General features: G+C 71.9%; 14 protein-coding genes and 1 pseudogene. 14 read left to right on the forward strand and 1 reads right to left on the reverse strand.

What is annotated here, in order from left to right; translation table 11 throughout:
• Nucleotides 1-100: 100 nt before the first annotated feature.
• Genes ruvX through E7Z54_RS05585 form a run of 11 tightly spaced genes read left to right on the forward strand, consistent with a single transcriptional unit; the run spans nucleotide 101 to nucleotide 9,692 of the window.
• On the forward strand, nucleotides 101-610 hold the full coding sequence (gene ruvX, locus E7Z54_RS05535; protein WP_136432011.1) for a Holliday junction resolvase RuvX: 510 nt from the start codon (nucleotides 101-103) through the stop codon (nucleotides 608-610).
• A complete protein-coding gene (gene mltG / locus E7Z54_RS05540; protein ID WP_168798182.1) occupies nucleotides 603-1,739 on the forward strand; it encodes an endolytic transglycosylase MltG in 1,137 nt (378 codons plus the stop codon). Before ruvX ends, mltG begins: the two co-directional genes overlap by 8 nt.
• A 5-nt stretch (nucleotides 1,740-1,744) precedes the next feature.
• Nucleotides 1,745-2,566, forward strand: a complete 822-nt coding sequence (locus tag E7Z54_RS05545; protein WP_136432013.1) for a shikimate dehydrogenase — start codon at nucleotides 1,745-1,747, stop codon at nucleotides 2,564-2,566.
• 9 nt (nucleotides 2,567-2,575) lie between these two features.
• Nucleotides 2,576-3,316, forward strand: coding sequence for a prepilin peptidase (locus E7Z54_RS05550; protein WP_136432014.1), 741 nt, complete (start codon nucleotides 2,576-2,578; stop codon nucleotides 3,314-3,316).
• A gap of 36 nt (nucleotides 3,317-3,352) precedes the next feature.
• On the forward strand, nucleotides 3,353-4,531 hold the full coding sequence (gene aroC, locus E7Z54_RS05555) for a chorismate synthase (protein ID WP_206056028.1): 1,179 nt from the start codon (nucleotides 3,353-3,355) through the stop codon (nucleotides 4,529-4,531).
• Nucleotides 4,528-5,058, forward strand: coding sequence for a shikimate kinase (locus tag E7Z54_RS05560; RefSeq protein WP_206056029.1), 531 nt, complete (start codon nucleotides 4,528-4,530; stop codon nucleotides 5,056-5,058). Before aroC ends, E7Z54_RS05560 begins: the two co-directional genes overlap by 4 nt.
• Nucleotides 5,055-6,158 (forward strand): 3-dehydroquinate synthase, encoded by a 1,104-nt coding sequence (gene aroB, locus E7Z54_RS05565; RefSeq protein WP_136432015.1) that lies wholly within the window; start codon nucleotides 5,055-5,057, stop codon nucleotides 6,156-6,158. Before E7Z54_RS05560 ends, aroB begins: the two co-directional genes overlap by 4 nt.
• Nucleotides 6,155-6,586: a type II 3-dehydroquinate dehydratase gene (locus E7Z54_RS05570; RefSeq protein ID WP_136432016.1), complete on the forward strand. Its 432-nt coding sequence runs from the start codon at nucleotides 6,155-6,157 to the stop codon at nucleotides 6,584-6,586. The genes aroB and E7Z54_RS05570 overlap by 4 nt, the downstream gene beginning before the upstream one ends.
• 57 nt (nucleotides 6,587-6,643) lie before the next feature.
• The gene (locus tag E7Z54_RS05575) at nucleotides 6,644-7,648 is read left to right on the forward strand and encodes a tripartite tricarboxylate transporter substrate-binding protein (protein ID WP_206056030.1); all 1,005 of its coding nucleotides are present in this window, start codon (nucleotides 6,644-6,646) and stop codon (nucleotides 7,646-7,648) included.
• Nucleotides 7,645-8,181: a tripartite tricarboxylate transporter TctB family protein gene (locus tag E7Z54_RS05580; protein WP_206056031.1), complete on the forward strand. Its 537-nt coding sequence runs from the start codon at nucleotides 7,645-7,647 to the stop codon at nucleotides 8,179-8,181. The genes E7Z54_RS05575 and E7Z54_RS05580 overlap by 4 nt, the downstream gene beginning before the upstream one ends.
• Nucleotides 8,182-8,183: 2 nt before the next feature.
• Complete coding sequence (locus tag E7Z54_RS05585; protein ID WP_136432017.1) at nucleotides 8,184-9,692, forward strand: tripartite tricarboxylate transporter permease; 1,509 nt, start codon at nucleotides 8,184-8,186, stop codon at nucleotides 9,690-9,692.
• Nucleotides 9,693-9,698: 6 nt separating this feature from the next.
• Here E7Z54_RS05585 and E7Z54_RS05590 read toward each other — a convergent pair whose 3' ends face one another.
• Nucleotides 9,699-10,442 carry a sulfite exporter TauE/SafE family protein gene (locus E7Z54_RS05590; RefSeq protein WP_206056032.1) on the reverse strand — a complete coding sequence of 248 codons (744 nt, stop codon included), beginning with the start codon at nucleotides 10,440-10,442 and terminating at the stop codon, nucleotides 9,699-9,701.
• A 142-nt stretch (nucleotides 10,443-10,584) separates the two neighbouring features.
• Between E7Z54_RS05590 and efp the strand changes: the two genes are divergently transcribed.
• From efp to E7Z54_RS05605, 3 genes and pseudogenes are all read left to right on the forward strand, one after another.
• On the forward strand, nucleotides 10,585-11,151 hold the full coding sequence (efp, locus tag E7Z54_RS05595; RefSeq protein ID WP_136432019.1) for an elongation factor P: 567 nt from the start codon (nucleotides 10,585-10,587) through the stop codon (nucleotides 11,149-11,151).
• A gap of 8 nt (nucleotides 11,152-11,159) precedes the next feature.
• Entirely contained in the window at nucleotides 11,160-11,567 is a 408-nt protein-coding gene (nusB, locus tag E7Z54_RS05600) for a transcription antitermination factor NusB (protein ID WP_136432020.1), read from the forward strand.
• A gap of 65 nt (nucleotides 11,568-11,632) precedes the next feature.
• Nucleotides 11,633-11,875, forward strand: a pseudogene (locus tag E7Z54_RS05605) (hypothetical protein); the annotation flags it as partial.

The following is an 11,875-nucleotide window of genomic DNA, read 5'->3' on the forward strand; positions in this document are numbered from 1 at the left end:
AAGGCCGACGTCGCGCAGGGCGGTGGCACGGACAGCAGCCGGATCGACGAGGCGCTGGCGGCCGTGTCCGCCGCGGTCGCGCAGGCCTGAGGACGGCGGCGTGAGGCGGGGCGTCCGGCTGGGTGTCGATCCCGGCGACGCCCGGATCGGTGTCGCGCGCAGCGACCCCTCGGGAATGCTGGCGACGCCGGTCGAGACGGTGCGCCGGGCCAGGGGTGACCTGCGTCGGCTGCACCAGATCGTGGCCGAGGAGGACGCCGTCGAGGTCGTCGTCGGGCTGCCGCGGTCGCTCTCGGGCGGCGAGGGGCCGGCCGCGGTGAAGACCCGCGAGTTCGCGCGTCGGCTGGCGCTCCGGATCGCACCGGTGCCCGTGCGGCTGGTCGACGAGCGCCTGACGACGGTGACCGCGGAGGCTATGCTGCGCGACCAACGCAAGGGCGCGAAGCGTCGTGCCGTGGTCGACCAGGTCGCGGCCGTCGTCATCCTGCAGCACGCGCTGGATGTCGAGCGCACCACGGGCACGCCTCCGGGCGAGCTCGTGGACCTGGCTCCGGAGGAGCAGGCCACCCCCCAGCCCGCAGCCGAGGACGGCGAGGAGACCCATGAGTGAGTCGGTCCTGTCGGAGATGACCTCCGGCGGCAGCCATGAGCCGGGCCGCCGCCGAGCGGCACGGAAGCGTCGGTCGAGCTGCCTGCCGATCCTCCTCGTGATCGTGATCTTCTGCGTGGTGACCGCCTGGTTCGCCCGCAGCGCCATCTCCGATGTCCGGGACATGTTCGCCGGCCCCGAGGACTACCCCGGCCCCGGCCAGGGCGAGGTGATGGTCGTGATCGACCCGGGCCAGTCGGTCTCGTCGATGGGCACCGAGCTCGAGGAGCTCGACGTCGTGGCGTCCTCCGAGGCGTTCCTCGAGGCCGCCGCGGCCAACGACCGGTCGACCGCCATCCAGGCCGGCACGTATCTGCTGAAGAAGAAGATGAAGGCGGTCGACGCGGTGACCGTGCTCGTGGACCCCGCGAACGTGGTCACCACCGCGGTGACCATCCCCGAGGGCTTCACGGTGGACCAGATCGTCGCGCGGCTGGCGGAGGAGACCGGGTTCCCCGCCCGCCAGTTCCGGCGGGTGCTCGCTCGGCCGCAGTCGTTCGGCCTGCCGTCGTACGCCAAGGGCAACCCGGAGGGCTACCTGTTCCCGGCGACCTACACGTTCAGCCCTGCGGACAAGCCGGTCGACATGCTCAAGGAGATGATCGCCCGCTACGAGCAGGCCCTCGGCGACAACGACATCGAGGCCGTCGGCGCGTCGCTCGGCCCCGGCTACACCCCCGAGCAGGTGATGACGGTCGCGAGCCTGGTCGAGGCCGAGGGCCGCGGCGACGACATGCCGAAGATCGCTCGCGCCATCTACAACCGGCTCGAGCTGCCGGACGGCGGCGGCACCAACGGACTGCTGCAGATCGACGCCGCCGTCCTCTACGCGCTCGGCACCCGCGATCCCTCCAAGCTGGTCGCTCCGCTGCGGGACCTGACGGATTCGCCGTACAACACCTACCTCCACCCTGGCCTCCCGCCGGGCCCGATCGGCTCCCCGGGCGAGCAGGCGATCCAGGCCGCGCTGCACCCGGCCGAGGGTGACTGGGTGTACTGGGTGACGGTGGACTGCGACGGCACCACGGAGTTCTCGGCCACGCTGGAGGAGCACAACCAGCACGAGCCACTCGACCCGTCGACCTGCTGACCCGGATGCCCGACTCCGCGCGGCGATGCGCCGTCCTCGGCGACCCGATCGACCACTCGCTCTCGCCGGTGCTGCACCGTGCCGGCTACGAGGCGCTCCGCCTCGACTTCGAGTACGACGCCGTGCGGGTGCCGTCCGGAGAGCTGGCCGGGTTCGTGGCCGGGCTCGGGCCCGAGTGGCGGGGCCTGTCGGTCACCGCGCCCCTGAAGCGGGAGGCGCTCGACCTGGCCGACGAGGTGTCGGAGACGGCCCGCCTGGCCGGCGCCGTGAACACCCTCGTGCGCACGGAGTCCGGCTGGCTCGGAGAGAACACCGACGTCCCCGGCGCGGTCGCGGCGATCCGGGAGCGGTTCGGCACCGTCAGCGAGGCCGCCACGATCATCGGCGGCGGCGCGACCGCGGCGAGCGTGGGACTGGCCCTCGCGGAGCTGGGGATCGAGCAGATCACCCTGCTGGTGCGCGACCCCGCCAACGCCGCGGCGGCCGCAGCGGCGATCCGGCGGCACCCGGCTGGGCCCGGCGTCGAGGTGGTGAGGCTGGACCAGGCCGCTCCGGCCGAGGGCGTGCTGGTCTCCACCGTCCCGGCGACCGCGCAGACCCCCGATCTCGTGGCCCGCCTCCTCCCGGTGGACGTCGTCTTCGACGTCACCTACCACCCGTGGCCGACTCCGCTCGTCGAGGCGGCCGCGGCCGAGGGCGTCCCGGTCGTCAGCGGACTCGACCTGCTCGTACACCAGGCGGTGCTCCAGTTCGGGATCTTCACCGGGCACGACGCGCCGCTCGCGGCGATGCGCGAGGCCGGCGAGCGGGCCCTCGCCGCGCGGTAGGTTCCGCGCATGGATGTCGTGCTGCCCGCCCTGGTCGGTGCCCTCGCCGGCCTGTTCGGCGGCCTGCTCACGCCACGGTTGATCGCGCTGTGCCCCGAACCGGCTCACAACCCGGATGAGAACCCGGAGGACTTCCCGGAGCATGTGCCCTTCGTACAGCTCGCCGCGCGGCCGGGACTCGCGTGGCGGTGCGCGCTCGCCTGCACGGTGGCGGGCACCGCGATCGGCGCCACGGCCGGCTGGAGCTGGGCGCTGCTGTGGCTGCTGCCCCTGGTACCGGTCTGCTGCGCGCTGACGGTGGTCGACTACGTCACGTGGTACCTGCCCACGAGGCTGATCTGGCCGTCGTACCTCGTCGTGGCCCTCGGCGTCGCCGTCACGGCCGTCGCGCTGGGTGAGGTGAACGTGCTGCTGTTCGCGGCCGGCGGCTTCGTGGGGCTGGGCGGCTACTACGGCCTGCTCTGGCTGATCAGCCCGCGTCTGATGGCGTTCGGCGACGTGCGGCTCGGCGCCCTGCTCGGGCTGGCGCTGGGACCGCTCGGGATCGCGACGCTGCTCTACTCGGTCGCGGCCGCGGCGGTCGTCGGCGTGCTGGCCTTCATCCCGATGAAGCTGCGGGGCAACGCGATCAAGCGCGAGGGCAGCAGGGGACTGGTCAAGCACCACGTGCCGTTCGGTCCCTCGCTCGTGCTCGGCGCACTCGTCGCCGTGATCGCCGGACAGGTCCTCGTCCGGGTTCAGGGCACCTGAGCGGAAGGTCCCACGCACCATGGGAGACTTGTACCCATGTTGCGCTGGCTGACCGCGGGCGAGTCCCACGGCCCCTCCCTGGTCGCGATCCTCGAGGGTCTGCCGGCCCACGTCGAGGTGACGACCGAGGACATCTCGGACGCTCTCGCCCGGCGGCGCCTCGGCTACGGCCGCGGCGCCCGGATGAAGTTCGAGGCCGACGAGGTCACCATCGTCGGCGGCATCCGCCACGGCAGGTCCCAGGGCGGCCCGGTGGCGATTCAGGTCGGCAACACGGAGTGGCCCAAGTGGGAGACCGTGATGTCGGCCGACCCGGTCGACCCGGCGATCCTGGAGGGAATGGCCCGCAACGCCCCCCTCACCCGGCCTCGCCCGGGGCACGCCGACCTCGCCGGCATGCAGAAGTACGACTTCGAGGACGCCCGCCCGATCCTCGAGCGCGCCTCTGCTCGTGAGACCGCCGCCCGGGTCGCGCTCGGCCGGGTGGCCAGCAACTTCCTCGAGCAGGCCGTCGGCGCCCGCGTCGTCAGCCACGTCCTCGAGATCGGCGGGGTGCGTACCCCGTCCACCAACCTCCCCAACCCGGCGGACCTCGCCCACCTCGACGCCGACCCGGTGCGCTGCCTGGACCCCGACGGCTCCAAGCTGATGGTCGAGCGGATCGACCAGGCTCACAAGGACGGCGACACCCTCGGCGGCGTGGTCGAGGTCGTCGTCCACGGGCTGCCGCCGGGCCTCGGCTCGCACGTGCACTGGGACCGCCGCCTCGACGCGCGCCTCGCGGGGGCGCTCATGGGCATCCAGGCGATCAAGGGCGTCGAGGTCGGCGACGGCTTCGAGCTCGCCGCCACCCCCGGCTCGCTCGCCCACGACGAGATCGTCCCCACCGAGGACGGTCTGCGCCGCGTCTCCGGCCGCTCGGGCGGCACCGAGGGCGGCATGACGACCGGTGAGATCCTCCGCGTCCGCGCAGGCATGAAGCCGATCGCGACCGTCCCGCGCGCGCTGCGCACCGTCGACGTCGCCACGGGCCAGGAGGCCGTCGCGCACCACCAGCGCTCCGACGTGTGCGCCGTGCCGGCCGCGGGCATCGTCGCCGAGGCCATGGTCGCCCTCGTGATCGCCGACGCCGTGCTCGAGAAGTTCGGCGGCGACTCGGTGCAGGAGACCCGCCGCAACGCGCAGTCCTACCTCGACACCCTCCGCTACAGATGAGGCCGGTCGCGGTTCTCGTCGGCACGATGGGCGCCGGCAAGTCGACGGTCGGCGAGCTGCTCGCGACGACCCTCGGCGTCGCCTTCCTCGACTCCGACCAGCTGATCGAGGAGCGGGCCGGCAAGTCGGTGCAGGACATCTTCGTCGAGGACGGCGAGGCGACCTTCCGCGCTCTCGAGAGGGAGACCGTCGCGCACGCGCTGACGCACCACGACGGCGTGCTGTCGCTGGGCGGGGGAGCCGTGCTCGACCCCGCGACCCAGGCCCTGCTCGCGCCGCACCAGGTGGTCTTCCTTCGCGTGGGCCTCGCCGACGCCGTCAAGCGAGTCGGCCTCGGCGTCGGCCGCCCGCTCCTGCTCGGCAACATCCGCTCCCGCGTGAAGCAGCTCCTCGACGAGCGCACGCCGGTCTACCAGGGCCTGGCGCGAATCACGGTCGACACCGACGGCCGCACACCGGAGGATGTGGCCGCCGAGGTCGTCGAACGGATCGGCGCCCAGCACCGAGCACCGAAGGACCAGCCATGAGTGCCCCGACCACGATCCGGGTCGCCACCGCCGCGCCGTACGACGTCGTGGTCGGCCACGGCGTCCTCGACGGGCTGCGCGAGCTGCTCCCCTCCGGGGTGCGCCGGGTGGCGATCGTGTGCCCTGAGTCCCTCGAGGACCTCCTCGACCCGTTCGCGGACCTGCTCGAGGGCCTCGACGTCGTCGTGCTCCAGATCCCCGACGGCGAGGACGCCAAGAACTGGGAGGTCGCGGCGGCCTGCTGGGAGGCTCTCGGCGAGGACGGGTTCACCCGGTCCGACGCGGTGGTCACCGTCGGCGGCGGGGCGACCACGGACCTCGGCGGGTTCGTCGCCGCCACGTGGCTCCGAGGCGTGGCCGTCGTGCATGTGCCCACGACGCTGCTCGCCATGGTCGACGCCGCGGTCGGCGGCAAGACGGGGATCAACACGCCCGCCGGCAAGAACCTCGTCGGCTCGTTCCACGAGCCTGCGGGCGTGCTGTGCGACCTGGCGCTCCTCGCGACCCTTCCGCGCGAGGAGCTGGTCGCCGGCCTCGGCGAGGTCGTCAAGTGCGGCTTCATCGCCGACGCGCGGATCCTCGAGCTGGTCGAGACCACCGATCCGGCGACGCTCACCGCGGACTCGGCGGTCCTCCGTGAGCTCGTCGAGCGTGCGATCGCGGTCAAGGCCGAGGTCGTCGCGGGCGACCTGCGCGAGAAGGGCGGCGCCGGCGGGCACCCCGGGCGCGAGGCGCTGAACTACGGCCACACCCTCGCCCATGCGATCGAGAAGGCCACCGAGTACAAGATCCGCCACGGCGAGGCGGTCGCCATCGGCTGCGTGTACGTCGCCGAGCTGGCCGGTCGCGCCACCGGGCTGCCGCAGGCGATGGTCGACCGGCACCGCGCCGTGTTCGAGCGGCTCGGGCTGCCGACCACCTGGGACGGCGCCGACTTCGACACCCTGCTCGCGACCATGCGGGTGGACAAGAAGTCGCGCGGGGACCAGCTCCGGTTCGTCGTGCTCGAGGACGTGGGGAGGCCGGTCGTGCTGTCCGGCCCGTCCGAGGAGGACCTGCGGGCGGCGTACGCCGCGATCGCTCCGGGCGGCGCGGCATGACCCGCGTCCTGGTGCTCAACGGACCGAACCTGGGCCGCCTGGGCCGCCGGCAGCCCGAGATCTACGGCCACACGACGTACGACGAGCTCGTCGAGCTGTGCGTCGGGTGGGGCCGTGACCTCGGGCTCGAGGTGGACGTCCGGCAGACGAACCACGAGGGCGTGCTGCTCGACTGGCTCAACGACGCCGCGGACGAGGGCACGCCGGTGGTCCTCAACGCGGCCGCCTGGACGCACTACTCGCTCGCCCTCTACGACGCCTGCGCCCAGCTCACGGCGCCGCTCGTGGAGGTCCACATCTCCGAGCCGAGGCAGCGGGCCGAGGAGTTCCGGCACATCTCCCACGTCGAGCCCCACGCGGCCGCGACGATCAGCGGGCGGGGGATCGACGGCTACCGGCAGGCGCTGGAGGTCCTTGCCGGCAGGTGACGCAGCAACGACTCCGGGAGTACCGTGTGACGTAGGTCATAACGAACGGAGCCTGCCATGGCAGATGACCGTCCTCTTCGGACTTCCCTTCGGATCGGCGCCGCACTCACCCCACTGGCGATGCTCGCCGCGGCCTGCGGCGGCGGAGGTGGCGACCCGGCCGACTTTCCCGACGACAACATCGAGATCGTCGTCCCCTTCTCGGCGGGTGGCCCGACCGACACCGTGACCCGGATGATCGCCGAGCCCATGTCGGAGGAGCTCGGCGTCGAGATCATCATCCAGAACGTCGAGGGGGCCGGCGGCACCGTGGCAGCGGGACAGGTCGCGGAAGCCGACCCCGACGGCTACACCGTGCTGATGCACCACATCGGCATGTCGACCGCGCCGACGCTCTACCCAGACCTCCCGTTCGACCCTCTCGCCGACTTCCAGACGGTCGGGCTGGTCACCGAGGTGCCGATGACGATCATCGCGCGCAAGGACTTCCAGCCCGCCACGCTCGAGGAGCTCATCAGCTACGTCGAGGCCAACGAGGACAAGGTGACCTACGCCAATGCCGGCATCGGGTCGGCCTCGCACCTGTGCGGGGTGCTGCTCCAGCAGGCCATGGGCGTCAAGCTCCAGGAGGTGCCCTACGACGGCACCGCGCCCGCGATGGCGGACATCCTCGGCGGTCAGGTCGACTTCATGTGCGACCAGACCACCAACACCACCGCCCAGATCAACGAGGGAAAGGTGAAGGCGTACGCCGTCACCACGACCGAGCGGGTCGAGAGCCTGCCCGACCTGCCGACCACTGCGGAGGGCGGGCTCGCGGACGTCGAGGTGTCGGTCTGGCACGGCCTGTACGTGCCGGCCGACACACCGGAGGAGGTCGTCACCAAGCTGACCGACGCGCTGGCGGCCGCGCTGGAGGACCAGTCGGTGATCGACGAGATGGCCAAGCTCGGCACTGCGCCGGTCGAGCCGGAGCGGGTGACGCCCGAGGAGCACACCACGGTGCTGGAGGAACAGGTCGCCTCCTGGGGGGAGACCCTCGAGGGCATCGAGGCAGAGTGACCGCGCCGGCACGGCGATCGGCGGCCCGACTGCGCCCCCGGTCGGATGCGGACCTGGTCGCGGGAGTCGTGTTCATCGGCTTCGGCCTCGCCTTCGGCGTCGCCGCGAGCCGGTACGACGTCGGCTCCCTGCTCCGGATGGGACCGGGCTACTTCCCCCTGGTCGTCTCCAGCCTGCTCGTGGTGCTCGGCGTCGTCATCGCGGTGAAGGCCTACGTCGCCCCTGACCTGGCCCACCTGGAGGACCTGGACACGCCGGACGAGGAGAAGGAGGGCCTCTCCTTCGGCCGGGTCCGCTGGCAGCCCTCGGTCCTGCTCGTCGGCGCCGCGGTCTTCTTCGCGCTCACGGTCGACGGCCTCGGCCTCCTGCCGGCGACCTTCGGGACCGGCGTGATCGCCGCCTTCGCCCGCCCGGGCGCCCGGCCGCTGCGGGTGCTGACGATCGCGGCCGGTCTGACACTCGCCTGCTACGTGATCTTCGTCGTCCTGCTCCAGCTGAGGCTGTCGCTGCTCGGCGACTGGCTGGGTGGCTAGCCGTGGAGCTCTTCGACAACATCGTCCTGGGATTCGAGACCGCGCTGCAGTGGCAGAACCTGCTGTTCTGCCTGATCGGCGTCGCCCTCGGGACTGCGGTCGGGGTGCTGCCCGGGATCGGGCCGACCGCGACCGTCGCGATGCTGCTGCCGATCACCTTCAACTTCGACGAGCCGGTGTCGGCGCTGATCATGCTCGCCGGGATCTACTACGGCGCGCAGTACGGCGGCTCCACCACGGCGATCCTGCTGAACCTGCCGGGGGAGTCCTCGGCAGCGGTCACCGCGATCGACGGCCATCAGATGGCCCTCCAGGGCCGGGCCGGGCACGCTCTCGCCGTCGCGGCGATCGGGTCCTTCGTGGCGGGCTCGGTGGCGACGGTCGTGCTCGCCGTCGCCGCGCCGCCGCTGGCGCGGGCGGCGCTCAAGTTCGGCGCCGCGGAGTACTTCGCGCTGGTGGTGCTCGGCCTGATCGCGTCGATCACGCTGGCTCGCGGCTCCGCGGTGAAGGCGCTGGCGATGGTGGTGCTGGGCATCCTGCTCGGCGCCGTCGGCCAGGATCTTTCCAGCGGGACGCCCCGGTTCACGTTCGGGTTCCGAGAGCTCTACGGCGGGCTGGAGTTCGTCGCCGTCGCCGTCGGCATGTTCGGCGTCGCGGAGATCCTGAAGAACCTCCACGACCCCGAGCAGCGCGGCCAGTTGGTCGGCCGGGTCACGAACCTGATGCCGAGCCGCGCCGACCTCAAGCGGATCGTCGCTCCGGTCCTGCGCGCGACCGGGATCGGCTCGGCCCTCGGCGTGCTGCCCGGCGGCGGCCACGTGCTGGCGTCGTACGCGTCGTACGCGGTGGAGAAGAAGATCTCGAAGAACCCCCGGGAGTTCGGCCGCGGGGCGATCGCGGGGGTCGCGGGGCCCGAGTCGGCCAACAACGCCGCAGCCCAGACGTCCTTCATCCCGTTGCTGACCCTGGGCATCCCGGCCCACCCGGTGATGGCGCTGATGATCGGCGCGTTCATCATCCAGGGCATCCAGCCCGGGCCGGGTGTGATGGAGCAGCAGCCGGTCCTGGTCTGGGGCCTGATCGCCTCGATGTGGATCGGCAACCTGCTGCTGGTGGTGCTCAACCTGCCTCTGATCGGGCTCTGGGTGCGGATGCTGAGCGTGCCCTACGACGTGCTGTTCCCGGCGATCGTCGTGTTCGCCTGCATCGGCACCTACTCGCTGAGCCAGAACGCCTACGACATCCTGGCCATCGCGTTCTTCGGCCTGCTCGGGTTCGTGCTGATCCGGTGCGGCTGCGAGCCGGCGCCGCTGCTGCTGGGGTTCGTGCTGGGCCCGCTGCTGGAGGAGAACGCGCGCCGTGCCCTGCAGATCTCCCACGGCGACCCGATGACGTTCGTGACCCGGCCGATCTCCGCGACCATGCTGGGGCTGGCCGTGGTCGCGCTCGTGGTCGCACTGCTGCCGGCGATCAGGCGCAAGCGCGAGGTGGTGTTCTCCGAGGAGGACTGACCAGGGTCACACCGCGAGCAACCCGCGCAGCAGGGCGACGGTGGCGCCCACCGCCGCCACCGTCACCGCGAGCCGCCCCGCGGCCCGGCTGCTCACCCGCCGGGCGAGCAGTGAGCCGAGCCCGACGCCGCCGCACACGGCACCCGCCACGAGCGGCCAGGTCCACCACGGCACCAGGTCGGTGGGCACCGCGCCCACGGCGGCCTTGGTCACCAGCGACGACAGGTTGGCGGTCAGCAGGATCGGCTGGAGGGTCGCGGCGAAGGATTTCTGCTCCCACCGGATGGCCAGCGCGTAGGCCGTGAGCGCGGGGGCGGCGACACCGGAGGTGGTGTTGAGGAACCCGGCCGTCAGGCCGACCGTCATCGCAGCGGTCCGACCGTGCACGGTGAACCGGGTCCGCGTCAGCGGCATCGCCGCCAGCGCGCCCAGGACGCTCGCGCCGACCAGCACGTCGAGCCACGAGGCGGCCGTCACGCGTACCGTGACCGCGCCGAGGACGGAGCCGACCACGATCAGGGGCGCCAGTCGCCAGAAGTGCGGCCAGTCGACATCGGCGCGCAGCACCAGCAGCACGACGACCGACGTGACCACCGCCGCGCAGTTGCTGAAGGTCACCCCTGCCTCCGCCCCGATCGCGAGCGTCAACGCCGGGGCGACCACCATCCCCAGCCCGATCCCCGCCACCCGGTGCAGGCAGGCCCCCGCCGTCACGATGGCGCACAGGCCGGCCAGCAGAACTGGGTCCACGGTGCTCACGGTAGTTCCCGACGGTTCGGCCGGGTCGCTCGGTTAGGTCGGGCCGCCGACCGCTCGGTAGGATCGGACGCTGCTGCCCGCGGCGTCGGACGACGGGCAGAACTCTTGACACCTGCATCGAAAAGGCTGGCCCATGGCAACGACGAACGACCTCAAGAACGGCATGGTTCTCAACATCGACGGCCAGCTCTGGGCGGTGCAGGAGTTCCAGCACGTCAAGCCGGGCAAGGGCCCCGCCTTCGTCCGGACCAAGCTGAAGAACGTCGAGTCGGGCAAGATCGTCGACAAGACCTTCAACGCCGGCACCAAGGTCGAGACCGCCACGGTCGACCGCCGCACGATGCAGTACCTCTACAACGACGGCACCAGCTACGTCTTCATGGACGTCAGCTCGTACGAGCAGACCGAGGTCCCGCCCGAGATCGTGGGCGACGCCAAGAACTACATGCTCGAGAACCAGGAGGCGATCGTCGCCACCAACGAGGGACGCGTGCTCTTCATCGAGCTCCCGGCCTCGGTCGAGCTCGAGGTCACCTACACCGAGCCCGGCGTCGTCGGCGACTCCGCCACCGGCCGCACCAAGCCGGCCACGCTCGAGACCGGCCACGAGATCCAGGTCCCGCTGTTCATCAACCAGGGCGAGAAGATCAAGGTCGACACCCGCGACGGCGGCTCGTACCTCGGCCGCGTGAAGGGCTGATCACACACGTGGGAGCTCGGACCAAGGCGCGCAAGCGGGCCCTCGACGTCCTCTACTCCGCCGACATGCGCGGGGAGACGGGTGTCGAGGCGCTCGAGCGCGTCATCGCGGAGGGCGAGGCCCCGAGCAACCCGTACACCGCGACCATCGTGCGCGGCGTGACCGACCACCAGCCCCGGATCGACGAGGTGCTGGAGGAGTTCTCCACCGACTGGAGCCTCGCCCGGATGCCCGTCGTGGACCGCAACGTGCTGCGGATCGGCGTCTGGGAGATGCTCTGGGTCGAGGACGTGCCCGACACCGTCGCGGTGACCGAGGCGATGGCGCTGGTCCGCGAGCTGTCCACCGACGAGTCGCCGTCCTTCGTCAACGGCATCCTCGGCGCGATCCAGCGCAACAAGCCCACGCTCGTCTAGTGGACTCGCGCCGCCGCGCCCCGGGTAGGTTGAGGCTCAACTGACTGCCTATCTCGGAGGTTCTCGTGAGTCAGCCACCTGTGGACCCACCGGTCGGAGACGCGGAGACCACGGACCGTGCGTACACGCCTGAGGAGCTCGAGGAGTTCGCGCGGCGCCAGCTCGACGCGGCGCGCAACGGTGCGCCGGTCGACCCGTTGACCGACCCGATTCCCGCCGCCCCGGCACCGCCGCCTGCCCGGCCGGAGGCGATGCTCGAGCACACCGTCGTCCGGCCGCGGCGATCTCCCAGCTCCCCGCCGCCGAGC

Origin of the sequence: Nocardioides sp. (assembly GCF_004803405.1) — a bacterium.
In the GTDB taxonomy this organism is placed as follows: domain Bacteria; phylum Actinomycetota; class Actinomycetes; order Propionibacteriales; family Nocardioidaceae; genus Nocardioides; species Nocardioides vastitatis.

What these genes read in the sequence shown, in the direction of transcription:
- E7Z54_RS05570 (WP_136432016.1), top strand. Translation starts at nt 6,155, where the DNA reads ATGACCCGCGTCCTGGTGCTCAACGGACCGAACCTGGGCCGCCTGGGC.
- efp (WP_136432019.1), top strand. Translation starts at nt 10,585, where the DNA reads ATGGCAACGACGAACGACCTCAAGAACGGCATGGTTCTCAACATCGAC.
- E7Z54_RS05560 (WP_206056029.1), top strand. Translation starts at nt 4,528, where the DNA reads ATGAGGCCGGTCGCGGTTCTCGTCGGCACGATGGGCGCCGGCAAGTCG.
- E7Z54_RS05550 (WP_136432014.1), top strand. Translation starts at nt 2,576, where the DNA reads ATGGATGTCGTGCTGCCCGCCCTGGTCGGTGCCCTCGCCGGCCTGTTC.
- aroC (WP_206056028.1), top strand. Translation starts at nt 3,353, where the DNA reads ATGTTGCGCTGGCTGACCGCGGGCGAGTCCCACGGCCCCTCCCTGGTC.
- E7Z54_RS05575 (WP_206056030.1), top strand. Translation starts at nt 6,644, where the DNA reads ATGGCAGATGACCGTCCTCTTCGGACTTCCCTTCGGATCGGCGCCGCA.
- mltG (WP_168798182.1), top strand. Translation starts at nt 603, where the DNA reads ATGAGTGAGTCGGTCCTGTCGGAGATGACCTCCGGCGGCAGCCATGAG.
- aroB (WP_136432015.1), top strand. Translation starts at nt 5,055, where the DNA reads ATGAGTGCCCCGACCACGATCCGGGTCGCCACCGCCGCGCCGTACGAC.
- E7Z54_RS05545 (WP_136432013.1), top strand. Translation starts at nt 1,745, where the DNA reads ATGCCCGACTCCGCGCGGCGATGCGCCGTCCTCGGCGACCCGATCGAC.